Annotated in this window: 29 protein-coding genes and 1 tRNA gene; 4 read left to right on the top strand and 26 right to left on the bottom strand. The window is 38.0% G+C overall.

The genetic code is table 11. The annotated features are described in order from the left end of the window. Nucleotides 1-9 precede the first annotated feature (9 nt). The 10 genes from ACR65F_RS09935 to ACR65F_RS09890 form a co-directional block, all read right to left on the bottom strand. A complete protein-coding gene (locus tag ACR65F_RS09935; RefSeq protein WP_440504304.1) occupies nucleotides 10-1,248 on the bottom strand; it encodes an LL-diaminopimelate aminotransferase in 1,239 nt (412 codons plus the stop codon). 417 nt (nucleotides 1,249-1,665) lie between these two features. Further along, the gene (locus ACR65F_RS09930; RefSeq protein WP_440504303.1) at nucleotides 1,666-2,454 is read right to left on the bottom strand and encodes a helix-turn-helix domain-containing protein; all 789 of its coding nucleotides are present in this window, start codon (nucleotides 2,452-2,454) and stop codon (nucleotides 1,666-1,668) included. A gap of 729 nt (nucleotides 2,455-3,183) precedes the next feature. Then, nucleotides 3,184-3,327, bottom strand: coding sequence for a hypothetical protein (locus tag ACR65F_RS09925; protein WP_440504302.1), 144 nt, complete (start codon nucleotides 3,325-3,327; stop codon nucleotides 3,184-3,186). A gap of 111 nt (nucleotides 3,328-3,438) precedes the next feature. After that, nucleotides 3,439-4,140 carry a class I SAM-dependent methyltransferase gene (locus ACR65F_RS09920; RefSeq protein ID WP_440504301.1) on the bottom strand — a complete coding sequence of 234 codons (702 nt, stop codon included), beginning with the start codon at nucleotides 4,138-4,140 and terminating at the stop codon, nucleotides 3,439-3,441. Nucleotides 4,141-4,288: 148 nt separating this feature from the next. After that, a complete protein-coding gene (locus ACR65F_RS09915; protein WP_440504300.1) occupies nucleotides 4,289-4,810 on the bottom strand; it encodes a GNAT family N-acetyltransferase in 522 nt (173 codons plus the stop codon). Nucleotides 4,811-5,109: 299 nt separating this feature from the next. Next, the gene (locus ACR65F_RS09910; protein ID WP_440504299.1) at nucleotides 5,110-5,550 is read right to left on the bottom strand and encodes a hypothetical protein; all 441 of its coding nucleotides are present in this window, start codon (nucleotides 5,548-5,550) and stop codon (nucleotides 5,110-5,112) included. A gap of 15 nt (nucleotides 5,551-5,565) precedes the next feature. Next, nucleotides 5,566-6,081, bottom strand: a complete 516-nt coding sequence (locus ACR65F_RS09905) for a hypothetical protein (RefSeq protein WP_440504298.1) — start codon at nucleotides 6,079-6,081, stop codon at nucleotides 5,566-5,568. Between the two features lie 131 nt (nucleotides 6,082-6,212). Beyond that, nucleotides 6,213-6,299: an MprA protease, GlyGly-CTERM protein-sorting domain-containing form gene (mprA, locus tag ACR65F_RS09900; protein WP_440504357.1), complete on the bottom strand. Its 87-nt coding sequence runs from the start codon at nucleotides 6,297-6,299 to the stop codon at nucleotides 6,213-6,215. Nucleotides 6,300-6,451: 152 nt separating this feature from the next. Next, complete coding sequence (locus ACR65F_RS09895; RefSeq protein ID WP_440504297.1) at nucleotides 6,452-6,859, bottom strand: hypothetical protein; 408 nt, start codon at nucleotides 6,857-6,859, stop codon at nucleotides 6,452-6,454. Nucleotides 6,860-7,296: 437 nt separating this feature from the next. Further along, nucleotides 7,297-8,100 (bottom strand): RDD family protein, encoded by an 804-nt coding sequence (locus tag ACR65F_RS09890; protein WP_440504296.1) that lies wholly within the window; start codon nucleotides 8,098-8,100, stop codon nucleotides 7,297-7,299. 115 nt (nucleotides 8,101-8,215) lie between these two features. Here ACR65F_RS09890 and ACR65F_RS09885 point away from each other — a divergent pair, with 115 nt between their 5' ends. Then, on the top strand, nucleotides 8,216-9,196 hold the full coding sequence (locus ACR65F_RS09885; protein ID WP_440504295.1) for a stage II sporulation protein M: 981 nt from the start codon (nucleotides 8,216-8,218) through the stop codon (nucleotides 9,194-9,196). Here ACR65F_RS09885 and ACR65F_RS09880 read toward each other — a convergent pair. The 6 genes from ACR65F_RS09880 to ACR65F_RS09855 form a co-directional block, all read right to left on the bottom strand. Continuing rightward, nucleotides 9,174-10,535 (bottom strand): DUF58 domain-containing protein, encoded by a 1,362-nt coding sequence (locus ACR65F_RS09880; RefSeq protein WP_440504294.1) that lies wholly within the window; start codon nucleotides 10,533-10,535, stop codon nucleotides 9,174-9,176. The two genes, ACR65F_RS09885 and ACR65F_RS09880, sit on opposite strands and share 23 nt — an antisense overlap. Further along, a complete protein-coding gene (locus tag ACR65F_RS09875; protein ID WP_440504293.1) occupies nucleotides 10,486-11,415 on the bottom strand; it encodes an AAA family ATPase in 930 nt (309 codons plus the stop codon). Before ACR65F_RS09875 ends, ACR65F_RS09880 begins: the two co-directional genes overlap by 50 nt. Next, nucleotides 11,412-12,539 (bottom strand): DUF4350 domain-containing protein, encoded by a 1,128-nt coding sequence (locus tag ACR65F_RS09870; protein ID WP_440504292.1) that lies wholly within the window; start codon nucleotides 12,537-12,539, stop codon nucleotides 11,412-11,414. Before ACR65F_RS09870 ends, ACR65F_RS09875 begins: the two co-directional genes overlap by 4 nt. Nucleotides 12,540-12,571: 32 nt before the next feature. Further along, nucleotides 12,572-13,201: a DUF4129 domain-containing protein gene (locus ACR65F_RS09865; RefSeq protein WP_440504291.1), complete on the bottom strand. Its 630-nt coding sequence runs from the start codon at nucleotides 13,199-13,201 to the stop codon at nucleotides 12,572-12,574. Between the two features lie 21 nt (nucleotides 13,202-13,222). After that, on the bottom strand, nucleotides 13,223-14,131 hold the full coding sequence (locus tag ACR65F_RS09860) for a hypothetical protein (RefSeq protein WP_440504290.1): 909 nt from the start codon (nucleotides 14,129-14,131) through the stop codon (nucleotides 13,223-13,225). A gap of 382 nt (nucleotides 14,132-14,513) precedes the next feature. Beyond that, nucleotides 14,514-15,359, bottom strand: a complete 846-nt coding sequence (locus ACR65F_RS09855) for a pyridoxamine kinase (protein WP_440504289.1) — start codon at nucleotides 15,357-15,359, stop codon at nucleotides 14,514-14,516. 204 nt (nucleotides 15,360-15,563) lie between these two features. Here ACR65F_RS09855 and ACR65F_RS09850 point away from each other — a divergent pair, with 204 nt between their 5' ends. Then, entirely contained in the window at nucleotides 15,564-16,115 is a 552-nt protein-coding gene (locus ACR65F_RS09850; protein WP_039042964.1) for an ECF transporter S component, read from the top strand. 717 nt (nucleotides 16,116-16,832) lie between these two features. On the opposite strand, the gene ACR65F_RS09845 is transcribed toward ACR65F_RS09850, so the two are convergent. The 4 genes from ACR65F_RS09845 to ACR65F_RS09830 all read right to left on the bottom strand — a co-directional run bounded on the left by ACR65F_RS09845 (nucleotide 16,833) and on the right by ACR65F_RS09830 (nucleotide 19,791). Beyond that, entirely contained in the window at nucleotides 16,833-17,351 is a 519-nt protein-coding gene (locus tag ACR65F_RS09845; protein WP_440504288.1) for a DUF1643 domain-containing protein, read from the bottom strand. Nucleotides 17,352-17,896: 545 nt separating this feature from the next. After that, complete coding sequence (locus tag ACR65F_RS09840; RefSeq protein ID WP_440504287.1) at nucleotides 17,897-18,259, bottom strand: hypothetical protein; 363 nt, start codon at nucleotides 18,257-18,259, stop codon at nucleotides 17,897-17,899. Nucleotides 18,260-18,514: 255 nt separating this feature from the next. Then, entirely contained in the window at nucleotides 18,515-18,667 is a 153-nt protein-coding gene (locus ACR65F_RS09835; protein WP_440504286.1) for a hypothetical protein, read from the bottom strand. A 158-nt stretch (nucleotides 18,668-18,825) separates the two neighbouring features. After that, nucleotides 18,826-19,791 (bottom strand): hypothetical protein, encoded by a 966-nt coding sequence (locus ACR65F_RS09830; protein WP_440504285.1) that lies wholly within the window; start codon nucleotides 19,789-19,791, stop codon nucleotides 18,826-18,828. Between the two features lie 315 nt (nucleotides 19,792-20,106). Here ACR65F_RS09830 and ACR65F_RS09825 point away from each other — a divergent pair, with 315 nt between their 5' ends. Together ACR65F_RS09825 and ACR65F_RS09820 are read left to right on the top strand one after the other, a co-directional pair. Further along, the gene (locus ACR65F_RS09825; RefSeq protein WP_440504284.1) at nucleotides 20,107-20,805 is read left to right on the top strand and encodes a pseudouridine synthase; all 699 of its coding nucleotides are present in this window, start codon (nucleotides 20,107-20,109) and stop codon (nucleotides 20,803-20,805) included. A gap of 390 nt (nucleotides 20,806-21,195) precedes the next feature. Then, complete coding sequence (locus ACR65F_RS09820; RefSeq protein ID WP_440504283.1) at nucleotides 21,196-21,444, top strand: hypothetical protein; 249 nt, start codon at nucleotides 21,196-21,198, stop codon at nucleotides 21,442-21,444. A 136-nt stretch (nucleotides 21,445-21,580) separates the two neighbouring features. Here the strand turns inward: ACR65F_RS09820 and ACR65F_RS09815 are convergent. From ACR65F_RS09815 to ACR65F_RS09790, 6 genes are all read right to left on the bottom strand, one after another. After that, nucleotides 21,581-21,654, bottom strand: a tRNA-Arg gene (locus ACR65F_RS09815). A gap of 76 nt (nucleotides 21,655-21,730) precedes the next feature. Then, the gene (locus ACR65F_RS09810; RefSeq protein WP_440504282.1) at nucleotides 21,731-22,234 is read right to left on the bottom strand and encodes a metallophosphoesterase; all 504 of its coding nucleotides are present in this window, start codon (nucleotides 22,232-22,234) and stop codon (nucleotides 21,731-21,733) included. Further along, complete coding sequence (locus ACR65F_RS09805) at nucleotides 22,231-22,845, bottom strand: XTP/dITP diphosphatase (RefSeq protein WP_440504281.1); 615 nt, start codon at nucleotides 22,843-22,845, stop codon at nucleotides 22,231-22,233. The genes ACR65F_RS09810 and ACR65F_RS09805 overlap by 4 nt, the downstream gene beginning before the upstream one ends. Continuing rightward, nucleotides 22,842-23,600, bottom strand: coding sequence for a ribonuclease PH (gene rph, locus ACR65F_RS09800; RefSeq protein WP_039042972.1), 759 nt, complete (start codon nucleotides 23,598-23,600; stop codon nucleotides 22,842-22,844). Before rph ends, ACR65F_RS09805 begins: the two co-directional genes overlap by 4 nt. 111 nt (nucleotides 23,601-23,711) lie before the next feature. Beyond that, complete coding sequence (gene murI / locus ACR65F_RS09795; protein ID WP_440504280.1) at nucleotides 23,712-24,518, bottom strand: glutamate racemase; 807 nt, start codon at nucleotides 24,516-24,518, stop codon at nucleotides 23,712-23,714. A gap of 1 nt (nucleotide 24,519) precedes the next feature. After that, nucleotides 24,520-24,927, bottom strand: coding sequence for a MarR family winged helix-turn-helix transcriptional regulator (locus ACR65F_RS09790; RefSeq protein ID WP_125103293.1), 408 nt, complete (start codon nucleotides 24,925-24,927; stop codon nucleotides 24,520-24,522). Nucleotides 24,928-25,038: the final 111 nt, after the last annotated feature.

Genomic DNA, 25,038 nt, shown 5'->3' with positions numbered 1-25,038 from the left:
TCCCCCTTTTTAAAAGATAAACTTGGATGAACTCAGCCTTACTTGGATCTCATTGATTACACGCTCTTCCTCCTCAATGCCTTCTGCTTGAAACGTAACTGAAAATCGCACATAATGGCCGGAATCATCCCACGGAACGCTGGATATTAAATGCTCACGTATTAAATATTGGCTAAACTCTTCCGCTGACTGAAATTGTGTTCCGTTTGCGATCGCTTTTGGTATCTTTGTATATAAGAAAAATGAACCTTTTGGTCTTTCAACATTGAAGCCGCAATCCTGTAATGCTTTAACCAACAAATCTTGTCGACGGGAATACTTCACTGCAATCTGTTCTGTAATTTCCGGATGAGCAAGGGCATATGCCGCCGCTTTTTGTATCGCAATAAATTGACCAGAGTCACTATTGTCCTTCACATTCATAAATGCTTTGATAAGCTTCCAATTTCCTGCCAGAAAACCAATGCGCCAGCCTGTCATATTGAATGATTTGGATAATGAATGAAGCTCGATTCCAACCTCCTTTGCCCCTGGGACAGAAAGAAAGCTTAACGGCTTTTCATCCTCGAAAACAAGAGCAGCGTAAGCCGCATCGTGCACAACAATCAATTGGTTTTTCTTTGCAAATTGAACTACTTCCTTAAAGAATTCCTCATTTGCTACAGCTCCTGTCGGGTTGTTCGGATAATTCAAGTAAAGTAGCTTCGCCTTTTTTAAAATACTTTCATCCAATGAATCTAGTTTTGGCAGAAATGAATTTTCCTCCAATAGCGGCAGATGGACAACTTCTCCTCCGTAATATTCTGTATGAGTACCTAAAATAGGATAACTAGGCGAAGGAATAAGTGTAATATCGCTATTGTTAATGAAGGCTGCAGGAAAGAGCGCGAGGGCCGTCTTTACTCCAATCGTATGGGTGATCTCTGTTTCCGGATTGAGATCATCCACACCAAATACATGTTTCATATAATTTGCCGCAGCTTGCTTAAACTCAATAATCCCATTATCTGCATACATACGATTTTCAGGTTTCATTGCTTCTTCCGCCAATATTTTCACAACTGCTTCATTTGCCATTGCATCAGGTTCGCCAACACCAATGTCGATCAATTCCATATGAGGATTTGCCTGCAATGCCTCTTTTTTGGCTCTCCTTATTTTTTCGAACTTATAGGTTTCTTCCTCCAATCCAAATTGAAGAGCACCTATACGGTCTGCAAACAGTTGTTGTATATAATCAGTTGACATATCCATACCTCCTAAGCATTCAAGCCGTCTTATTCGTGATGTATTTATTGCATTCTAAGAGCATGCCGCTTTTCAATCATTTTTGTGGAAATATCTTAGCTACATAAACCATATCCATACTAAAACAGTATTTTTAGTCGGATTAAATCGGTAGTCTACAGCTAAAATTGGAGTAAGATTATTTTCATCAATAACGCAGTCTGCAAGCATCGTGTTCAAACTAAGGATCTTACAGGCCATTTGTGTACTGTGTATATGTTTTGTATTTGGAATCTCTTCGACAGCTTAAATTCATTTTCTACTTGTATATTATCAATAATAAGGTGAATTTGATTTAGACCAACCGATTAAATATTTGAACTTTTTGGCAGTACTAAAAAGTTGCAATAAAAAAACCAGGCATGGGGCCCGGTGTGATCAACGAATTTCTGAAGGATTTTTACCTGTGTACTTTTTAAATTGTCTGCTAAAAAAATGGACATCGCTATAGCCAAGGACACACGCAGTTTCTGTCACTGTCAACCCTGCATATTGGAGCAAATGTTCCGCCCGTTCAATTCGCGAACGAACAATATAGGTTTTAACTGTATGGCCCATGATTTGTTTAAACATCCTAGAAAAATATCTTGGAGAAAGGTGGGCACGAGCTGCTAAACTTTCTATCGAATGTTGTTCCCCGGGATGCTGTTGTATATAGTTGGCCATTCCCCGAACAATTTCCAGCAAGCTATCACTCGCATTAGCCCTTTCTTCTACCTGTTCTTCAGCTTCCCGCAATAGGTGTATCATGAGTTGCTTTAAAATGAGCTTTGCCTCTATTTCCATTCCAAATGTCTTCACTAATAGCAAGCGAACGTATCGTGTTAAGAGAGATTCAAAGTTGATCGGATTTGCAAATACCCGATGGGCGGTAGGGATCATTTGTGGTGTTTCAGTCACGTCAAAATGTATATAGGTTATTACGAGAGGATTTTGGGGTTTGTGCGTAGCTGATATAACTTCTCCATGTTTAAATAGAAAACAGTGTCCTTTTTGTACATCATACGGCTTACCGTTCAATACCAATGTTCCTTCCCCGCTCCAAACATAAAATACACCATAATTAGGGAAGGTTTTATCTCTTTTTTTCCATTGCCAGGTTGGTTCACAATGAATCGTGGCAAATACAGGTTTCAAAATAAATTGATCTGGATTCAAATTTAACACGCAGCACCCCCTATTATTAAGCATATCTTTTTCAGCAATTATTTAATACTGCTCGTCTATCTTCTGTCTACAAATGATCCTATGTAAGCATACTAGATAAAACTTGCTAAAATTCCTATCTATATTAGATAAAGTATAGTCCTAGTTCACAAAATCGAATATAACAATTTAGGGAAACCCGGTTATTCTATTATCTCAAGCGAAAAGAGGAAGTGGAACAATCCCACGCTGTATTATCTGTTAAGTGTGAGCAATTATATGGATTTTGAGTTGGATTTATTTGTTATAGACCGATCTTTTAGACAACAAAAAACCTCCTAATCTAATAATTAGAAGGTATACGGGCAAAATATAGTTTTAGGACTAAAAAGAGAATAATACGTTTTTTCCGAATGTTGATGGTTTTACTTACTCTCTTTAAAGTTGATATCCATGGGCTTTATCATCCTATTGATTACGTACCAGGAAGACATGGACGAAGCTTTAAGTACCAATGCTTTGCATGGTGTTTGTATACCTACTTATAAAATGTAAAATTATTCAATCATTTTATAAAGACAAAATTAAACTTGAGTACTATACATCAAAAGAGGAGGCCACTGCCCCTCGCTTTTTATTAACTCGACTTATCCTCGTAGCAGCAATGGAATAGAGTAAGAACTTTATCGTTTAGGTTATTCCTCAATCGCCCCCCGTTTGAAGAAAAACCCTTTTCAGAATATCTGCTTATCAGGATTTCGATTTAAGTAATTCGTCAAAGTTATATGCAATATAAACTAACGCTCCTACCCCAACACCGATAATTATACCGTTCGTTAACAGCCCGATTAGACCACCGATCAAAATAAAAGTCGTTACCTGTATTTTCTTCATAAAAATCCCCCCTAACTTTAAATCCCCTTTTAAAATGGCTCAATATAGCCCGATTGCGATATAGACGCAATTGCTTATATAGCAAACGCCCCCGATACTTGTATAAGACCCTTAACTTTTAATTTGCATTAAACTCGTCAATAAAAAATCTTCGCCGAATAAATCATCTGATTGTGCAGGCTTTTTCATCTTTCTAAAATTCAAAATATCGAAGTCTTTATTAAATATCTCCTTTAATCTTTTTTCAGAATAACCTATACCGCGTTTTAAACTTTTATCTTTGTAGACATCCCAATCAGGGGTATCTAAAGCGCCATCTGTATCGAAGCAAACAATCCCAAAATATCCGCCTTTTTTAAGCGCTTTTTTTATTATCTCTAAATAAGTTAAACGACGATGCGGAGCTAAATGATGGAACATTCCGCAATCGTAAATAAAATCGTAGGAATTAGGCTCAAATTCGAAATCAAATAAGGACACGCAATGAAAGTCAAGATTTACCCCCTCCTCATCCGCTCTCTCTTTCGCCCATTCAATCGCTTTGTTTGAAAGATCTAATGCACTCACATTACTTCCTTGCTTAGCCATATAAATAGAATTTCTCCCAGGTCCAGCTCCTAGTTCCAAAACCCTTTTAGGCGAAAGCTCCTCACTAAAATATTCAACTAAATTCTCATCAGGTCCTTTAACCTTGAAGAACGGAATGTTTTTTGTTCTATCTTCATAAAAGTCCTCCCAAAATTGTTTAGGTTCTCGAAGTTCTTCATCTAACATTTCCAATAAGTCTTCATAATTTAAAATACTTTCCCCCACAAATACCCCTCCAATTTGACTAACCTATTCATTCCTTTAATTTGGCCCTATTGTTGAACGGCTATGTTCCATAATCGCTCCCTATTCTAGAACAATTTAGACCACAGATAATTGGATAGGTTTCCTTTATAAGCTAACCAAAAGTGAATTAAATTTTCTTTATAACCTCGTCTACATTATCCCATTCATAAATTAGTTCCTGTAATATCTTCCCACCAATTTTTATTTGAGCTGTTTTAACTAACCTTGCTCCATAATATTCATAGAAAAATCGAGTTTTATTTTCCTCAAGAACTTCAACTAAGACTTTTTCATAACCCATTTGTTTAAAATGATTAAATAATTCCTTTAACAACTTCTTTCCAATTCCATTTCCTTGATACTTTTCAAGTAAATAAATCGAGGTCAAGTCACCGGACTTTTCTGTTAGATTATCTTCTCTCTTCCAAGCATCTGCAAAGCCTATAATTTCACCTTCACTATTCTCGGCAATAAAAACATAATCATCTTCTCTTTCAATATTCTTTTTCCATAATTGTGTGCGTTGCTCATAAGACAAATTATTTAAAAAATCATCCGGGATAATGCCTTTATAAGTCGTTCTCCAACTATCTACATGAACTTTTGCAATACCTTGTGCATCATCTAAATTTGCTGTTCTTATTTGCATTTAAACACCCCGTTACTAGTTTTTTTTACTCCGTTAAATCACTGTCACTCATTCAATCAAATGGCCCGTTTGAGGCACTAACCTTCTTCCGTTAAAGCCCCCGATCGTAGTATGTTACCTATCTCTTTTTATTGCTAAAATTAAAAAAATATTCCTATTAATGCCGATAAAATTGCAGGGTAATTCCTTCCGTTAACGCTTAGTATGACATTTATCTTTGTATAATGGCACATTTTTTCTTCCTACAACTAGTTTTACTTCCCCTGAAAAAAAATAAGAGTGACCTAAGTCACTCTTAATTATTCTTGAGACAAATATATTAAATTATCTAAATCCAATCCTGAAATATCATGGTTTGAATTTATTGCCATTAACATTTTTTTATAGTCTTCTATTTCTAAATCTAATGGAAAGTCCTCAAACAATTGTTCATCAATAGTGTAATTTATCTTAACTGCACAAAAGTCTTTTCTATCTACCAAGTCCAATGCAAATTCTCGGAAGATTTCTTTATCATCATCATTTAAGGTTTCGTCTGATAAAATATCAACTTTGATTACATTGCGATAGATTTCAATATCTTCTGCATCCATTTGTTTATATGGATACAATTCAAGCTCTTCTTTCCCTATAGGTCTTCTTAGATCTTCAATAATTAAATACCCCATAGATGTACTATCTTTATATAAAAGATAGATTTCCAAATCTCTTAATCTTACTTTCCTCTGATATGAAATCATAATATACCTCCAAATTCACCCAAATATAAATGTTTTCCATTTCGCCATAGAAAGTGCATAAAAAGATATCCCGATAACTCCTGCTATTACAATTATCGGAGCAGGATTAAATACCAACTGCGTCCATGACATCTTTTTAGCACTTGCCTTTGCTTTATCTAATTCCTTCTGCTTTGCTATACCTTTTTTAAATTCGGCAGAAGCCTTAACCTTTTTTTGTACAGATTGAGGAACTCCGGATTTATCCAATGTAGTTTTATGACTCACTTTTCCATCTACAGTTTCTGCACCCTTCACAACTTTTTTACCTACTTTCCCTTCTACATGTACATGATACTTACCTTCGGAACCACCATCAGATAAAGGAGCGTCTACTCTATATTTCCATTGCTTATCGAGTGTTACCCATTGACCAAACCCAGCTGCAGATGCAGATTTTGTTGATGTGATTACGTAGGTAGTTACTAATAAAGAAAAAATCATAGTAACTTTAAATAAAAATGATAAACTATGCTTAATAGAAAAATTCAATATTAAAGCCCCCAGTCAATAACGTGAATTTTGTGATATTTATATAATATACCGCAAAAATACAATTATTTCAAATTCAACCTTCACCATCACGTTTTTTTACCAATCAATTGTTGATCCAAATCTTTTTCCTATGCCGTAGATCCGTTTGTTTTTCTATTTTGTTGAAAGCCCAATAATCCTATTATTAAAAGAATTAAAGCTAGAACCAAACTAATTTTTCATCTTTATCATTCCATTTTAGAATCAGATGAATCTCCTAAGATTTCGTTTCGAGAATATATATTCAATTACATCGTTAACTGAATTAATTGGCCCGTTTGGTGCACTGTCCTTATCACGCAAACGCACCCTATTGCAGAAGAAGGCTTTATTTTTCAAACCTTACTAACGTCTTTTCAGGCAACTCAATTTTCTCAATGTCAAAATTACTGATTGGAAGGGATATTTCACCTTCTCGCTTTTCACCTTCGTCACCCACCCAACAACTATACAGTTCGAAATACTCTCCTTTTTCAAGAAAACTATCCATAATTTCACATAGCACAATTAGCTTCTCTTTCGATTCAGCATACATTTTTTTGTCCATGTATTCTGTAATCTCGATTCCCCAGTCACTTGATACTTCATATACAAAAGGCGTCGAAAATTGATTTTCTCTAACTGCTTGTCGGTTTGACTCGTCTGAGAAGCAATTGCCAATAATAATCAAACTGTCGGATTCTTCATCACTTAGGGGGATTTCTACATTACATCCTATATAACTTGCTAAACTCATATTCACTTTCTCCTTTTGCCCTAACTATTATTTATACTTTCATCAATTTGGCCCGTTTGTGGCATAAAGACTTTATTACAAATTTGCCGAGATTATATAGCAAGATTTGCATTTACATTTCTAAAAAGTATATTTATTAACATTGATTATCCTGAAGGTATGAAGCGGTAAAGGTATTGTCAATCACTGGTACACTTTATGTCACCTGGTGGTAAAAAACATGTCACGTGTGGTACATTTCATTGGCCGTAATCCCCCTCCATCATTTACTTCGAAAAAAATTATTCAGTCCATATATCCATTATCTCATCTTCTAAAGGAAACTCATACCTTCAACAGTCATATCTAAGTTCCTCAGATAACGAATCACAAAATATACCTTTTTGATAAATTCGTACCAACGCTAGTACGTTTCATTGGCTACAATTTAATTGAAATCAAAGTTCATACGCCCATTCTTCCTTCAAAATCAGGTAAAGAATAAGGAGCGTATTTTCCAATTCTAAATTACTTTTCCCTGAGACTTCTAAGCCGAATTTCGGAAGTAAGAGATTTGCTACTTTTTCCGTAAGCTCAGAGCGTTCGTTTTCGGACAATTGAGTGAGTCGATTGCTGTACGTCTCAATAAGTTTCCAATCTTTTTGTCCAATTGACCTTAAAGCCCAATCTTCAATAACAAGATCCTCTTTTGCAAGTTGCTTCATAGCAATTTCTTTTTCAATAGGAGTTTGTTTGTTTTGTTTTTTTGTTTGTCGTTCATGTACAACAATCGTTCCTGCAACTAAATCTCCAATTCTTTTATGTTTCGAATGAAAGAAAATGAGCACAATTCCCAAAAAATATCCAGCAGGTAAAGAATCAATAACTCTAAGAAAATTGCGGATAAAGCTTGATAGTAGTGTTAAGCTATGCCCATTTTCTTGGATTGCTCGAATGCCGAGCAATCTTTTACCAATAGTTTTTCCTCCTGAAAAGTACTCCATAATTACAAAATACCCTGTGTTGACGATAAAAAGACCGAGAATTGCAAGACCCAATATAAGCGAGTCCATTCCCGCAAAGGCAAAAAAATCTATATCTCTCGTGTAAAAAATGGCCAAAACAATGAGAACTGAAATATTAACAACCGTTAAAATAAGTTGATCAATAATAAATGCCGCGCTTCTGCTACCGAGTCCTGCGAGCTGAAACTGAAGAGATACGAATTCTGGTGTTTTGATACCAATTCGTTCGTCATTCATAGTATTTCACCACTTTCAATATGTAGTTTCATCCATAAATTTCTAAGTATCTGCTATACTGTATATTCGGAACACACGTAAAATTGCACTCATACCACAAGAAGAAGGTGTAAAAATGAACATCAATCAATTTGTGAAATCGCATCGTGAAGATTGGAGTAAACTGGAAAAATTAGCGTCTGAATTGCATAAAGGTAAATCTAATTTAACAGGTGAAAGAATTGATCAGTTTTATGAATTCTATCAAAAGTCTGCTCAAAATCTTTCCTACGCTCAAACGTACTTTCCAAATGAAGAAGTAACGGTTTACTTAAATGAACTTGTATCAAAATCACATAATGTGTTATATAAAGATCAAATATCGAGTATAAAACAAGTTGGTAACTTTTTAAGCACAACATTTATTCGTTTGTTTTTAGAACAATGGAAGTTTATTTTTGTCGCATTTCTTTTGTTTACACTTGGTGCTTTAGGTAGCTTCTTTGCTGTTCTCAACGACCCTCAATCGATGTATGCTATACTGCCTGCAGAAGTGGCTCAAGGAGTAAATCCCGATCAGCTTGGTAGCGATGAAATGGAAGTAAATTCTTCCGTAATGTCTTCCACTATTATGACAAACAATATTCAAGTAGGGATACTCGCTTTTGCCGGAGGTATCACATTCGGGTTATTAACTGTATATGTCCTCATTTATAATGGTATTTTGGTTGGAGCCTTGGCTGCTTTATTCTTTCACTACGATAAATCGTATGAGTTTTGGGCATTTATCGTACCACATGGAATGATTGAGCTTACAGCCATATTTATAGCAGGTGGAGCAGGTCTATTAATGGGTTATAAGCTCTTTGTCCCCGGCAAGTTCTCAAGAGGCTACCAATTGAAAACTCAGGCAAAGCGATCTGTTCAGTTACTAATTGGTACGATTCCATTATTCATCATTGCCGGATTAATTGAAGGCTTCATCACTCCAGCATCAATACCATTAGGAGCAAAATATGCAGTTGCATTCATTACTGTGATTGGTTTACTTGTGTACGTGTTGATTGGAAAAGTTTTTCTAGACAGAAGAGAATCTAAATTAAGTTCCGATTCATAATATCAATATAATGGGAAACAGCTGCTACTGCTAAGTTTTCTTCACGGGCCTCAATCATTTGAAGGCCTTTTTTTTCCCATTTCAATTTCCTTTTTTTCTTAAGAAGCAGTTGTTGTTGAGCAATACTTTTTACCATTGCGGTTTGTACATCCACTGGTTCTTCATTGATGCGATTATAAAGGGCAGTGTCCTCAATGCCAATCATCAAAAACATATGGCGTCTTCTAAGTCTTTGCAAATAGGCTAGCGCACTTTCCTCATGAAGAAATGAGCGAACATCACTAAAGAGTAATAGTAGACTTCTTTTCTTTTGCATGGTTTCTAAATAAGTGAGAACAGCAGCATAATTCGACTCGGCAGCACCCACTTCAAGAGAGTAAATTGCGTGGAGAATTGTTTGCAAATGAGCTATTCCTTTTGCGGGTGGTACAAATACTTGTACTTCTTTTGAAAAGGCTAGAACAGAAACGTAATCTCCTTTTTGTAAAGCTGCCGCCGCAACAGTTAAAGAGGCTTCCAATACTTTTTCAAGACGATTTCCGTTCGTTAATTCCGCACCCATCATTCTTCCACAATCGATTAAAATGGTTACATATTTTCCATGTTCAGGCTCATATTCATTGGTCATCACTTCTTGTAGTTTCGCAGATTGTCGCCAGTTAATCATTCTTGGGTCATCGCCGACTCCGTAGTTTCGAATCTGTGCAAATTCTCCTATTCCGCGTTGTTGTTTACGAATTTTTGAACCCTCATATAACAGAAACCGTTGAGCATTGCCCAAATAGCTTTTCGTTTCAGTTAAGTCTGGAATAACTTTAACGAAATCCACCAACGAAACTGTTTTTTGCTTTGCCCAAAGACCTAACTTGCTTGTATAACGGCAGTGGAGTTGCTCAATTTCATAGTTTCCGCGAACAGAAGCGTTTGTTTCATAACGTACTTGTACTGCAGTCTCTTTTGCTATTTCTCCTTTAATTGGAAATGAGCTTTTAAAAGATTGTGGAATTCCATCTACAAGAAGAAAATTGAAGGCATGCTCTGAAGTATTTTCCACTTCAATATCGACTGTATAGGAAAGGTTTCTTTCCAGTTCTTTCACAATTGTACGTTTGAAATGAATTTGGTTTTTCTTTGGCGAATACAACAAGTCCAACAAACTTCCAAATAGAATAAGAAGATTCATGACAATGAGAAAGCCCCAATCCATTTCCAAGAGACTTCCGAGCGTGATTAAAGCAACAGATAGTACGAGAAAAATAATGAGTAATCGTTTCGTTGGTACGATTCCACTACCTTGGAATAGGAATCGCCCCCACAAGTTCTTCGATGATTTGGTCAACAGCCGTTCCCTCCAATTCTACATGTGGAGATAATTGAATTCTATGTCTCAAAGATGGTTTGGCAACAATTTTAACGTCGTCAGGTGTTACGTAATCACGACCTTCTAAGTAAGCCCATGCTTGCGCAGCTTTACCAATTGAAATACCTGCACGAGTACTTGCTCCAAAACGAATGGATTCTGTTTCTCTCGTTTTTCGTACAATCTGCATAACATAATCAATCACACCATCACCGAGTGTTACTTGTTCAATTTCACGCTGGATTGTTAAAAACACTTCCATGTCGAGAATTGAAGAAATTGATTTTCCTTCAAAACTTTTTTCAATTATTTGTTTTAATATGTCTTTTTCCTCATCGAACGAAGGAAAGTCAATCAGAAGTTTAAACAAGAACCGATCTTGTTGTGCTTCTGGTAATGGGTAAGTACCTTCAAATTCAATTGGGTTTTGTGTGGCTACTACGAAAAAAACATCGGGTAACGGATACGTTTTCCCTTGGATGGTAACTTGTTTTTCTTCCATTGCTTCTAGAAGTGCTGCTTGTGTTTTTGCGGGTGTTCGGTTAATTTCATCAGCTAAAAGGACATTCGTGAAAATCGGTCCTTTTAACGTTTCAAAAGAACCTTCTTTCATGTTGTAAATCATGCTTCCTGTAATGTCACTTGGTAATAAGTCTGGGGTGAATTGTATTCGTCTAAAATCACCACCGAGTAAACTTGCCAATGTTTTAACCATTTGCGTTTTTCCAGTTCCCGGCACCCCTTCTAGTAATACATGCCCACCTGACAAAACAGCAGATAATAGAAGTCTAAGTGTAGTACTTTGGCCCAAGACTCGTTCTTCATACTTTTCCAATAAGGTTAATAAATGCATTCTCATCTCATCTCTACCTCTTTCCGAATGGTCTCTAGCTTTTTCGACCAATATAAATAGTCATGTTTGCTTACTTTTTCTTTACTTAGCATTGGAGTTACCCCCATGAGCATCTCCCGTATTTCATCTTTGTGCAGATGAGGGCATTTTTGCTTGAAGTGATCCGTCAGGTTTTCCCATTCCATTGTATACGGAATCCCCCAACGCTCTTGTAACAACGTTTTTACATAATCAGCTTGAATGACCAATGAGTCATGATAACGACGCCCCTTGAGGTACCAAGCAGCTAATGCTCGAAGGCCTTCATCACTGAAACGAACTGTTTCTTCTCTAGGAATAAAAATCGGTCCGAATCGTTTTCCAATAGCCCATAACCATAGGAGGGTAAACAATATTCCTTGTACCAGTAAAAGTAAAAACCAACGAGGATAGATTGTGAAAAAAGTCGATGCACTATCGCTACTATGTATATATTCGTCAAACAAAATCGTTTTAGAATCCACTTCATTTACAAGTGTTAGAATAAGGGCTAGGTGGTCATCTGTTAAAAGTTCACTATTCATCATCCAGCTTGGCGAATTTGCAACAATTAAATTTCCCTTACCGAAAGAACGCTGCAGTGCAATAGTTCCCAAGTCGTCTGAAAGTAAAACTTCATCATCCGTTTGTTCAAGAAGTCGAAAGGATTCAAGGAGTTCAGCTGAATAGGCATGGTCTACTTTATCGACTATAAGACCTTCGTTTGTATCGACAGGCTCGGTTTCCAGTTCGAACATTCCTTTTGGGTTTTGTTTAAATAAAAGAATGGTATTTCCAGAATTCATGAATTCTTTGTATGCACCAAGTTCTTCAGTAGTTGGAATGAAGTAAGGCTCCAACATAATAAGTAACTGGTTTTCAGATGTTGTAGATAAATCACTTGGAGATTCTGTCCATCTTTTGACGCTTTCATTACTCTTCTCTAAGTACGTATAGAATGCTTTTACTCCTGTGGGAGAAGGGGAGTCAGAAGCGAAAATTGGAAACTCTTTTAGTTGGTCTTGCACTAGAAGGTATCGAGAGAAGAGCAGGACAATTAAAAAAAGTGACAGTCCGATCCAAGTTTTTGGGGTCAATCTTTTTTTCTGCAAACTAATTTCCCCTCCTTTCTCATAAACAATTTTTATTCAACGGATTCGCCTAAAGCCTCCATTACCTTTATCCGAAATTGTTGATATTCATCTATTTGAACTTCTCGTTCTCCATACGTAACTTCATCAAAGAATCGAGCGATATGATAGAATTGATTGGCAGATTGCCGATTTACTTTTTTGAGCTCTTCATAATACTCCCAGTTGGTCTTCCAAATACGTGCTTCCACCCATTGTTTTCCATGAAAATAAAGAAGGATTGCTAAAAACATATGGCGAGTTGCTGGGGTGAGCCTATTCAGCTCTTCTTGTTTATTAGCTTCAGATAAATGCATCTGAAAAGACCAATCGATCTCCTTCATAGATTGTAGAGGTTTTTTAGAGTGATGTATTTGTCTGCGCTTTCGTTTACGAACAAAATAAACCAAGGCAATGGCAATGAGAATAAGCATGACGGTAATAACAATCGCCAAAATGGGTCCAGCAAGCATGCTCGTCTTCTCCATAGACGGAAAAAGACGCTCCAAAAATTCAACAAACCAAGCTTTAATCTTCTCCCATAAAGCCGTGAAGAAATTCGTTTCCTGGTCTGTATAAACTGTATACTCTTTCTTACTTAAAATGTTTTCCAGTTCGTCTTTTACGTTCTGTACATTAGCCATAGAAGATCATCCTTATAGAGTTCATGATTGAACCACTGCATACTCATCAATCAGTTCTTTTAAATCCTCTGCATCATGTCTTACTTTTAAATCGAAGTACATCACTGCAAAACCAACAGCAAATATTAATGTTGTGACAATATTTACGAGCGATAGAATCATAGAAAGCAAAACACTATTGCCTAAGAACAACCCAAATGTAAGTTCAAAAGCACTGCTGACAATTGAGATGAGTAGAAAGAAGATTATGTACAGTCCTACTAACTTCCACCCCTGCGTGCGGGTCAGTCTCCAACTTCTTGTAAATCCTGGAGTCCCTTCTCCAAGTACTGCAGATCCAAAATAAAAGCTCCAACGGGTAAGTAAATATCCAATCGCGATAGTAAAAGCTAAGAATAGTAGTACTCCTACAATAATACCAACTACAGGAAGCGTTGCTATACCAAGTACGAAAACTAATGCGATAAACATGATAGGCAATAGAATTAATCCCGTAACCATGAGTGTAAATAAAAGCGTACTCCCAATAATTGCACCGTATCTAGCAAAGGCTTTCTTAACGACCGAGCCAATTGTATATGCTTCATTTTTTCGTATATGATCGACAACCAATAAAGTTGCTGCAGTAGCAACAGGAAATATGAACAAGCTAACCATGCCTAGTAGTATCACGCCTATGTCGGCACCTAGACTGGTTGTTTCCTCCATTTCTAAAGTCGCGGCAATATTTTCATACCAAGTCCCGCCTACAGAAACCTCTCTGAAAAAATTGACGCCAGACACGAGTTTTATCAATGCTTCAATCAGATAGACGGGTCCCATAAATAGCAGAGAAATAAAGAAAAAGATTTTAAAATTATTTTTACTTAAGCTAAAGGTCAAATCAAGTATTTCCCCAAATCTCTTTGGTCTGTTGAGTCGCTCATTCATACCATTCATCTCCTAATTAATAATCATATAAGTCATTCTAACACTATTCAAATAATTGGTGTACACCTGAAAGAAAAAAGCGAAGTCCACTTCCCATCTAAAGGCTAGGAAGTCGGCTTCGCTTTGTATTTTTTCAGCTTCTTTTTAAAGTTATAATGATAGATAAACTTATAGGTATGTTAGTCAGCTTTTTCAAATGGCTACCAAACAATGTAAGGTGACTGTGTAAGAATTTTTCATATTTGTTTAAACATTAATGAATGTTTCGCGCACAGGCACCTACTTTTATAGGCATCATCCTGATTAGCGGGCAGGACATATACGTATTTAGATGCATGGCATTCTATTGTTTTTCACACAGGCATCATTACAAGAAGAAAAGTTAAAGCAGCATCCGCAAATGAGATTCAAAGTTTACACCGGCAACTGTTGGAATATGCTCTTCTGAGGTCGACTGGATTGCGGCAGATAAAAACTTTTCTGCGAGCTGCATGGTCTCTACCAGATTTTGACCGCGCATCATACCGCCCATCAGGACTGAGGCAATTAAATCACCCGTTCCGGAATAACTCTTACCGTTATATTCTTGAAGACTGTGATACGAGCTGGAGTCATCCATATACATGTTGCCGACAAATTTTGTTTCTGAAAGGGCCGGCGGATTCAAACCGGTAATGATAATCTTGGCTTTTGTTTCTGACTGCAGCTGCCGGCCAGCCTCCTCAATGGCGGCAACATAATCCTCACTCGTCTGGTACATTTGCAGTTTGTCATACGACAGACCTGTTAGTAAACAGCATTCTGTCACGTTTGGTGTAATGACATCTGCACGCTTCACCAGCTCCTTCATATAGCCAATTAACTCCCTAGTAAACACATCATATAGCTGTCCCCTGTCGCCCATGACCGGGTCCACGAGAAGCATTGTCTCTTCCTTGTAGAACGTACGTAAAAAAGAAAAGATATTTTCAATTTGCTCTTTTCCTGTCACGAAACCTGTATGTATACCATCAAATTCAACGCCCATCTTGCTCCACTCGTCTGTAAAATGAGTCATCCTCGACGTTAAGTCTTCACAAAAATAGCTCGGGTATTCTGTCTGAGACGTCAAAATAGCAGTTGGCAGAGGGACTGCCTGCACCCCCATGACAGATAATACTGGAATGGCTGCTGTGAGCGAGCATTTTCCAAATGAAGACATATCTTGGATGATCGCAACTTTTTTCAATAGAACTCCCCCTCTCACTCTTCAGTACTTGCACTTCTTCCATCGTACCATAAGTAAGGGTAAGCAAGAATATATAGAATCTCCATTTCTTCCTCTCATAACTGACCTCTAACAATTTAATAAAACTGGCACTGTTTCAATGGTCAGCCATTCAGTAAACTAAAAAGTATCAACATTCTATAAAGCAAGGAGATGAATGTCCGTATGCAAACGGTACAACACCAAACATCGACTCAGTTACGTACAAAAACAATGGATCTAGTGTTGACAGCCATTCTGTCGACCATCGTATTAGTGTCCACTGTCTTCATTAACATCAAGCTTCCGATTGGACAAGGGGGCCTCATCCATTTAGGCACAGGCGCACTGTTCATCGCCGCGATTCTTTTCGGCCCGAAAAAGGGAGCGCTGGCCGGAGCGATCGGCATGGGTTTGTTCGATATCTTCGGCGGCTGGATCATCTGGGCGCCCACGACTATCATCGCGAGGGCTCTGCAAGGCTATATCGTGGGGAAAATTGCATGGTCGAATGGCCACCGGGGAGATAATAGTAAACTCAACATCCTGGCAGGCGTCGCCTCCACACCGGTCATGCTCGCAGTGTACTACATCGGGCAAGCCATCATGTATAACAACTGGGCGGCACCACTGGCATCTGTACCAGGGGACCTCATTCAAAGCGCAGTCGGTCTGCTAATTGCCATCCCTCTGTGTATCACTTTGAAGAAAACACCATTCTTTCGGAATAGATTTTAATGCAACAAGCATCGAAGTGAACCACATTATAATTACCGGGATGCCGTTCGTTCTTGTCATCTTCTTTCGTAATGGATTAAGCGTACATTAACTCTTGTCTCATTTTCAGCCATCCCGTCTAATTATTGTAGTTTTTTATCATATAAAAGTAATAAAAAAGGAGTAGATAAATGTACTTACTCCTTCCTGCTGACTTTCACTACTTCACTAACTTATCCTCTTTTCTTGCTCATGCAATCGCCGTTGAAGCACGAGAGCCGAACTAGCGAAGATAGTCATTGCTGTTGCAGCAATGACTATCTTCAATCTATTACCTATGGGCACGTTGAGTAACAAGTATTAGGTGTCTGTGCAAGAAAAATTCATGATTGTTCGCGCACAGGCACCTACTTTTAGAGGATGTCCTACGTAGATATCGGTCGGGGGTTCGAATCCCTCCTGGGACGTAATGTAAAGTGAAAACACTTCTGTGCACTGTATAACTCAAAAAAATATCGAATCGTTTCTGATGTTAAGGCGTGCACTTTTTCATGTTTTTATGTCAATTAAATCGAATTCATGCATCCACCTAGTAACGCTATGACATACAAACTTTAAGGAGATTAGTGTTAGGCGCCTGCGGAAGAAATTTTCATGTTTGTTTAAACATTCATGATTGTTCCGTGCACCTAATTCTCTCTATTTATTGGTATTAAAAAAACGTCCGATGAGGACGTTTTAGTAACTGTGAAAGGTGTCATCCCTAAAATACTTATGAACTGACCACTTGTCAGTAATATTTCTTGGATGTCTTGGTTTAATACCTTTTTCATCTTGGAAACAATAAACCTTGTCAGAATATCTTCTTATTATTAATTCTACTTCTTTGACTCTATTTTTGTTTTCCCCTCTTACCCATCCTACAAAAATACTGTCAGCATTTTCACATGCCTCTAAAATGAATTTATCATTTTCCTTTTTAAAATCTTCTTTATGCCCTACTAGATTTTTGGGGGAAGTTGCCATAAGCGGGAATAAGTTAACAACGGTCATACTACCGAAGTCCTTATCAATTAAATAATTCATAGTATTAGTGATTGTCATATCACTCTTCAACAAATTCGCTTTACTTGGATTTAACATAATAAGAGTCGCATTTTTTTTGCTCTCATCCCAAACTCTTTTTAAAAGAAACCTGTATCTTTCATCATCTGATAAAACTGCGGATTGTGTAATAGATTTGTGAATCTCCTTCATACTTTTCACCTCAATTCCCAATTCAACAAAAGAGGAAGAATTCCTTTAATTTTCATTTCGACGCATTATGGTCTGAATGCGCAAGAAAACCCCGCCAAAATGGCGAGGTTCAATCTAAGCGTCTTCATTTTTAATCAAATATCAATTTGTAGCGTTTGTCCAAACACCAGCATTATAGATAGCAGTTGTCGCAGAATAAAGTGGATTTCTATCTGCATCGAATTTATTTTCTTTGCTGAATACACCCCTGTCACCATCTTGTGAAGTGATTGAAAGTGTGACGACAACCTCATGATTAGTATCATCCCATACAGCGGAAAAGTTTGTTACATCAGTTGAAGATGACGATAGGAAATGACTCACAATATAAGTGTTCGGTGCCTGTGCAAGAAACTTTCATGTTTGTATAAACATTCATAATTGTTCTGCGCACATGTCATACATGCTGTCACCCACCTCAACTTTTGTGATATCTCACCCCACGACCCCTTTTATCTGTTTTTGGGTAAACAAAAAGAACACCCGTTTGGACGTTCTTTAGATAATCAACCAAAATAATTCAATAGTGTTTCTAGCTTCCTTACGTCTTTGTATCTATTTTGATATTCTATTTGAACTTTTTCTTTTCTTTCGTTTAGGTTATCGCGTGTCCCTTCTTTGGTTTCAATATACTTTAAAAGAGTAGATATTACTTCACGCTCTAACAACAATTTTCGTGCTTCTTCTTTAGCTACTATCAATTTTGCATTAACCATTCTTACGATAGAATTCTTCAAGTGATCTTTACCTTCACTACTAAGAATCTCAAGTTCAGTACCTTCCTGAAAAAAGTCTTCTTCATCATATACTGATGATAGGAAATACTCTACCGAATTAGTAATCAGTTCATCTAAACTTATTTCCTGCACATTTATCACCTCCCCATATGTCACAACTTTCGACAAAAAGAGAGGAAAATCCTGCCTACCTAATATTAGGTGCCTGTGCAACAAACTTTCATGTTTGTTTAAAAATTCATGATTATTCTGCGCACAGGCACCTACTTTTACTTCATTTAGTTTTCATCCTAAATAAATACTTGGAAATTAAATTGGGGCTTGTCAACACTAAATCGGACAATTTATATAAGGTCCCTAATCGGTACTCAATAGGCGTTAGATAATCTAGCGTTCCGTGGGTCCGAACCCTATTAGTGTTAGGTGACTGTGCAAGAAGCTTTCATGATTGCTTCGCGCACAGACACCTACTTTTTGTCTTCTGATTTGTTGCTTTGTTGCTTTGGTCTCTTCTCGAATTTCTTTGAACGTTTTTGCCATTCCGTCCCCTCCGAAGTTCTTTTCCTTATGACATCCAAATTGGGATTAAAACCTTATCAGGTAGTAAAGTATTTTCAAAGCTACTCCCAAAAAAAAATCGACCTAACTAATAATCAAAATCTGTACCTTTGTATTATTCCATCACTGTATTTAGTTGTTTAAGTTTCTTCAGAATCGTCTATTTCTGGATTTTCGTCTATTTGTTCCATATCTTCAATTATCGTTTCCGTAGCATCAGGAAGCAATTTCATTTTAGTATCTATAAAGTTTCTAATTTCCTTCTCATCAGGATAAGCATCCTTAACTTCTAGGGGAGCATTTAGTGCAGTATGAACTTCCGCTCCTTCATGAATTAATTCAGCTAAAGCTTGAATTGAATGAGTTAAACCATTTTCATACTCTTGTTGATTAGCGGTTATTTCAAATTCTTCAGTGATAACTTTTGCATGCAACCTGGCTTGAGTCTTTATAGTATCTTCTAAGGCCTTTAAAACTAGCTCCTTAGCCGATTGTTCTATATTCGTATTATCAATTTTGCTTTTTGTAATTCTCCACTGCATATATTCTTCTCTTACATAACTAAGTGTATGTTTGACAATAGAACCGAATAATACAACTGCATCAGTATTTTGTAGTACTACTTCTATCCAATTCGAACCTGAATCAAAGTTCTGAAGTTTCACAGTACTCTTATATTTCCCTACTAAACTCTGACTTAGAATATTATTAATCTTCTTAATTGAATCTGACACTTTTACTAAGTCAATTGAGTTTGGTAGTTTTATACTTACAGAATTCTGGCTTTGTTCTGGTATTGCATCACGAATAGCAAAAATAACGGCCTTGACCTTCATAATAATGTTATTCACAATGCTTTCAAAATGTCTAAAAGTTGAATCTTCAACAATAATTTTATCATTTTTATTATTGAATACACTAGGTATGTTTTCTAATTTCTTTATTTCTTCTTCTAAGAAATTGAACTCAGCCAAATTCATCACGCTTACATAAATTTTGTGAACATCTGTAATTTCATTGGTACCCTTTTGAGCATCCCTTTTGTATTTTATTTCTAAATTAAAAATATTCTCTTCCAAAATCTTTTTTATTTCTCTAAGTCTCACAGATATCTCCCTCCTTCAAATGTCACTATTCGACATAAAAGAAGAAAGTCCTTTGAAATTCCCAAAAGAAAACCATCCACAATAAAGTGAGTGATCCGTTCAGTGGAATCTACACGCAATGGCGTAGGTGTCTCTTATGGAAGTTAGTGTTTGGTGCCAGTGCAAGAAACTTTCATGTTTGTTTAAACATTCATGATTGTTCAGCACACAGCACCTACTTTTGATCGTTCTGGTCATGTGTTTCAACTTGTGAATTCAGGAAACATGCATACGTGGTATCATGAGGTAAGAAGCAGTTCATAAGGAGCGAAAAATGTGAGGTTGAATCAATATATTAGTTCCTCTGGATTCTGTTCCAGAAGACAAGCTGAGCGATTTATTACTGCTGAGAAAGTTTTAGTGAATGGCGAGATTGCACGTCATGTATGTTTTATTGAGGAGAACGATGTAGTCGAAGTAAACAGTCACAGAATTAAACACACATCCGAGAAAATCTATTTGAAGTTTAACAAACCAAGCGGGATTATTTGTACAGCCTCACCTACTATTGAAAATAATATTATTGACTATATAGCCTATCCAGAACGTATTTTCCCGGTCGGACGTCTAGACAAAGAAACCGAAGGCCTTATTCTATTAACAAACGACGGAAGCGTTGTAAATAAGTTAATGAAAGAAGAAAACAATGAGGAAAAAGAGTATCTAGTAACCGTTGACAAAAGGATTACAGAGTCTTTTCTAGTCGGTTTATCAAACGGTGTGGATATTTACAATCCTAGAAGAAAAGGCATTTCCAGAACCAATGCTTGCTCTGTACTTCAGCTTGATGATTATACGTTTCGGATAACACTCTCCCAAGGATTAAATCGACAAATCCGTAGAATGTGCAGACATTTTCAGTATACTGTCAGACACTTAAAGAGAGTTCGAATTAAGCATATTCAGCTCGGATCACTAGAGATCGGCCAATGGAGCAGCTTGACTGAAGAAGAAATAGTAGATTTACTTAGGTAGCCATTGCATTTCACCTCACTACAGCTATCATGTTGTCTACTTTGACATGATAGACAGCTCATAGTCAGTGCAGATACATATTTCTGATCATTTACTGTGACCTATGTGTTCCTCTCACGTAAATACTTTAGTGAAGGAACAACCATAGGGATGGTCTAATGCCACTTTCATCTGTTTCCATGCAGTGTAGTGTTATATGCCTGTGCAAGAAACTTTCATGTCTGTTTAAACATTGATAATTTTTCCGCGCACCTACTTTTAAATTGGTAGCTTATTTTACAGGTTCGTTTCTATTTTGACGACACGCGGTCGGATGGCACAATGTTTTTTACTCAGACACGCTTCCTTAAAATTGAGAATACATAACAGTTGAGAAAGAAGGAGCTAAGAATGTACTGGAATTATAGAATATTGAAGTTAACCAATTCGTTTGACGAGCCATACTTCGAAATACACGAAGTCCATTATGACGAGAATAATACTCCTTACGCATGGGCGGAAAGCCATAATCTATTAGTTGATGATACAGTGGAGGAATTGAAAGAGTCTTATGAATACATGAGCTCAGCCTTTAAAATGCCTGTATTGAAAGTAGTCGAAGATAAATTAGTTGAACTTATAGAAGATGAATCAGAATAATCGCCGCCTGTGTATCACCAACTCGAACACCAATTTGAATACTTCTGGAGTTGTGTCCTGCACAGCTCTCTTTAGAACACAAAAAAACACCGAATCTGTTATCCATCAACAGATTCGGTGTTTTCACTTTCTATTACGTCCCAGGAGGGATTCGAACCCCCGACCGATGCCTTAGAAGGGCATTGCTCTATCCAGCTGAGCTACTGAGACAACTGCGTCAAATTCATAAATGATTTGAACGACAGGTTTTATTATATGCAAAAAATGAATAGAAGTCAACAGGTTTTTAATTTGTTGTGAAAATAACTTTTTCTACCGCTTCTCCAGTGTCTGGACTGCGGAAAGTCACCTTGAGCGAATCCTCTTGTTCGATAACTGCATACGTTGCCACTCGTCCACCTCTAGGAAGTAACGTACTCCCTGGATTCACGTAGAGCACACCATCTTGCAATTCCGCTCCATATAGGTGCGAGTGCCCAAACAGGACGATGTTGGCGTTTACTTGCTCTGCAGCGTATTTCAGCTGCATGAGCGATTGTTTCACGCCATGTTGGTGACCGTGGACCATCAAGACTTTTTGAGTGTCCACTTCAGCAACCACTGATTCAGGAAACGCGGCGTTCCAGTCACAGTTGCCTTGAACGATTTCCATGCCTTGTAAGATGTCCGCATCTACCGCCAATTCACTATCCCCACAGTGGAAAAATGCATCTGCACCGGTTTCCCGGTTGCGGATTGCTTGAATCGTTTCCTGATCACTGTGTGAATCGCTCATTACGATCAGTTTCATGCGTTCATCCCCGCCTCGCCAATCAGATTCGGAAGTTCTTTTTCGAATTTGCGCATCGCTACGCCACGGTGTGAAATCGCTGCTTTTTCAGCTGGCGTCAACTCCGCCATCGCTTTTCCTTCTGAAGGTACGAAGAAAATCGGATCGTACCCGAAGCCATTCTCCCCATGACGTTCAAAAAGAATTGAACCATCACAACTTCCAGAAAACGTTTTTGTTTCGATTCCAGGTCCTGCAATAGCTAACACGCAACGGAAGCGTGCGTCTCTAGAGCCTTCAGGAACGTCTTTAAGGCCGTTTAACGCTTTATCGATATTGGCCTCATCGTCTTTCGGTTCCCCTGCATAACGGGCCGAGTAGACCCCTGGTTCGCCGTTTAATGCATCAATCTCAAGACCACTGTCATCTGAAATGACCCATTTACCTAGAATCTTCGCAGTTTCCTCTGCTTTCAGAATTGCATTCTCTTCGAAAGTCGTTCCTGTTTCCTCGACATCGATCGGCTCGTCCAAATCTTTCAGAGAAATCACTTCGATACCATGAGGTTTGAACAACTGTTCAAAGTCTCTCACTTTCCCTTTATTGTTCGTTGCGACTAAAATTTGTTTCATTGTGCAGCCTCCTCTTTAGATTCGATCATGTCACAAATCGGTCCGAGTGCTAGTTTTTGTAGGTCGATCAATTGTTGGATTCCGTTTTCAGCAAGGTCTAGTAATCCATTCATCTCTTTGCGTGTAAATGTAGACTCTTCTCCTGTACCTTGTAACTCAACAAACTCACCATTGCTCGTCATGACAACGTTCATGTCTACTGCTGCAGAGGAATCTTCGATGTAATCCAAATCGAGGATAAGTTCGTCTTGTTCTGATTTCCCGACACTCGTTGCAGCTAAGTATTGATTAATTGGGAATTTAGGTAATTTCTTTTGCTCCACAATGCCTGCAGTCGCTAGCGCCATCGCAACAAACGCGCCTGTAATAGACGCTGTACGTGTTCCACCGTCAGCTTGGATGACGTCACAGTCAATCCAAATCGTACGCTCTCCAAGTGCCTCTAGGTCAATTACGGCACGTAGCGCTCTTCCGATCAAACGCTGGATTTCCATTGTACGGCCACCGATTTTCCCCTTCGTTGCTTCACGTTGTGTCCGTTGCCCCGTTGCTCTTGGCAGCATTGAATATTCTGCAGTAACCCAACCTTTTCCGCTTCCACGCAAAAATGGGGGTACCCTGTCTTCAACAGATGCGTTACAAATCACCTTTGTATTCCCAACTGTGATCAGAACCGATCCCTCGGGATGAAGTAAATAATCTTTTTCAATCTGCACATTTCTTAGTGCGTTAACTGCTCGTCCATCATGTCTCATTCATATATTCCCTCTTTCTTTTCATCCATCCATCTTATCATATCTATTCAAACCCACGCAAAAACCCGGCAACCAGCACGCCGGGTTAGTGAATTTGATAGCTACTACACGTTAAAGAACTAGCTTCTCCACAACTGGATCCGCTATATGTAACCAATCTTTTACGATTAACGCAAAATGAGCTGGGTTTCCCGTCGTATAGAACGTAGAAATTCGTTTCGTCGACGCTTCCCGGTGAAGCTGTAACTCATCCAAAATATGAATTGCCGTATCCGCTGTTGCAGACCCCGAAGTAATGAGCTCTGTTTCTGCAGGTAAGTGCTTTCGTATGAAATGCGACAACAAAGGAAAATGCGTACAACCTAAAATCACGGCATCGAACGTCTCGGAAGATAGTGGCGCAAGCGTCTTCTCGACGACTTGATCTGCCTCTGCCAACTTATATACGCCCCGTTCCACAATTGGAACAAATTCAGGACACGCAAGCCCATGAACGCATGCATCCGGTGACAATGCTAAAATCGCATGGTCATATGCCTGGCTTTTCACAGTCCCACTTGTCCCGAGAACGACAATCTGTTTTGACACGGATTTTTTAACCGCTGTACGTGCCCCTGGTTCAATAACACCGATAATTGGAAAGTTGAACATAGGTTGTACGTGTTCCAACGCAAATGCGGTCGCCGTGTTACAAGCGATGACTACCATTTTAACGCCGAACTCGTTGAGGGCACTGATTAATTCTTGAGTGAACTTGACGACTTCTTGTGGAGACCGGTTGCCATACGGGCAGCGGGCGTCATCTCCTATGTATAGAAATTGTTCGTTCGGCATCCGATTCAGGAGCTCGTCCATCACTGTAAGGCCGCCCACTCCTGAGTCGATAATGCCGATTGGTAAATCTGAGAATTCTTTCATGTTATTCTGTGCTCATTTCCACGTGTAGTTTTGATAGTAGTTCAGTAAACGTTGACAATTCTTCTGGGTTAAAATCTTTCACGACATCTTGTAAGTAGTCACGTCGCTTATCGATTACTTCTTCGATTACGCGCTCGCCTTCTGCTAATAAATGAATCCGTACGACACGACGATCTTTTTCGTCACGTACTCGTTTCACCAATTCATTCTTTTCCATTCGATCGACTAAATCAGTTGTCGTACTGAATGCTAAAAACATTTTGTTCGACAGATCCCCAATGGTCATATCTCCATGCTCAAACAACCATTGTAGTGCGATGAATTGAGGAGGTGTAATGGTATAATTACTTAGTATCTGACGCCCTTGTTGTTTAATAATCGCTGCAATGTAACGCAAATCTTTCTCCATTTGGTGAATTTCTTCAAGATTCGCTGTGACTTTTTTTGTCAATGATACCAGCTCCAAATCATGAGTTTGCTTATTATTTTCCTCTTTAATCTTCAAAAATGCAATACATAA

It is taken from the genome of Sporosarcina sp. SAFN-010 (assembly GCF_059415065.1).
The sequence above is the reverse complement of the archived record's forward strand: the minus strand, read 5'-3'. Positions and strand labels throughout refer to the sequence as shown.

What these genes read in the sequence shown, in the direction of transcription:
- rph (WP_039042972.1), bottom strand. Translation starts at nt 23,600, where the DNA reads ATGAGACATGATGGACGAGCAGTTAACGCACTAAGAAATGTGCAGATT.
- ACR65F_RS09885 (WP_440504295.1), top strand. Translation starts at nt 8,216, where the DNA reads ATGAACATCAATCAATTTGTGAAATCGCATCGTGAAGATTGGAGTAAA.
- ACR65F_RS09895 (WP_440504297.1), bottom strand. Translation starts at nt 6,859, where the DNA reads ATGAGTTTAGCAAGTTATATAGGATGTAATGTAGAAATCCCCCTAAGT.
- murI (WP_440504280.1), bottom strand. Translation starts at nt 24,518, where the DNA reads ATGAAAGAATTCTCAGATTTACCAATCGGCATTATCGACTCAGGAGTG.
- ACR65F_RS09820 (WP_440504283.1), top strand. Translation starts at nt 21,196, where the DNA reads ATGTACTGGAATTATAGAATATTGAAGTTAACCAATTCGTTTGACGAG.
- ACR65F_RS09935 (WP_440504304.1), bottom strand. Translation starts at nt 1,248, where the DNA reads ATGTCAACTGATTATATACAACAACTGTTTGCAGACCGTATAGGTGCT.
- ACR65F_RS09790 (WP_125103293.1), bottom strand. Translation starts at nt 24,927, where the DNA reads ATGGAGAAAGATTTGCGTTACATTGCAGCGATTATTAAACAACAAGGG.
- ACR65F_RS09865 (WP_440504291.1), bottom strand. Translation starts at nt 13,201, where the DNA reads ATGGCTAATGTACAGAACGTAAAAGACGAACTGGAAAACATTTTAAGT.
- ACR65F_RS09835 (WP_440504286.1), bottom strand. Translation starts at nt 18,667, where the DNA reads ATGGCAAAAACGTTCAAAGAAATTCGAGAAGAGACCAAAGCAACAAAG.
- ACR65F_RS09805 (WP_440504281.1), bottom strand. Translation starts at nt 22,845, where the DNA reads ATGAAACAAATTTTAGTCGCAACGAACAATAAAGGGAAAGTGAGAGAC.
- ACR65F_RS09890 (WP_440504296.1), bottom strand. Translation starts at nt 8,100, where the DNA reads ATGAATGACGAACGAATTGGTATCAAAACACCAGAATTCGTATCTCTT.
- ACR65F_RS09845 (WP_440504288.1), bottom strand. Translation starts at nt 17,351, where the DNA reads ATGAAGGAGATTCACAAATCTATTACACAATCCGCAGTTTTATCAGAT.
- ACR65F_RS09860 (WP_440504290.1), bottom strand. Translation starts at nt 14,131, where the DNA reads ATGAATGAGCGACTCAACAGACCAAAGAGATTTGGGGAAATACTTGAT.
- ACR65F_RS09875 (WP_440504293.1), bottom strand. Translation starts at nt 11,415, where the DNA reads ATGAGAATGCATTTATTAACCTTATTGGAAAAGTATGAAGAACGAGTC.
- ACR65F_RS09810 (WP_440504282.1), bottom strand. Translation starts at nt 22,234, where the DNA reads ATGAAACTGATCGTAATGAGCGATTCACACAGTGATCAGGAAACGATT.
- ACR65F_RS09850 (WP_039042964.1), top strand. Translation starts at nt 15,564, where the DNA reads ATGCAAACGGTACAACACCAAACATCGACTCAGTTACGTACAAAAACA.
- ACR65F_RS09910 (WP_440504299.1), bottom strand. Translation starts at nt 5,550, where the DNA reads ATGATTTCATATCAGAGGAAAGTAAGATTAAGAGATTTGGAAATCTAT.
- ACR65F_RS09915 (WP_440504300.1), bottom strand. Translation starts at nt 4,810, where the DNA reads ATGCAAATAAGAACAGCAAATTTAGATGATGCACAAGGTATTGCAAAA.
- ACR65F_RS09925 (WP_440504302.1), bottom strand. Translation starts at nt 3,327, where the DNA reads ATGAAGAAAATACAGGTAACGACTTTTATTTTGATCGGTGGTCTAATC.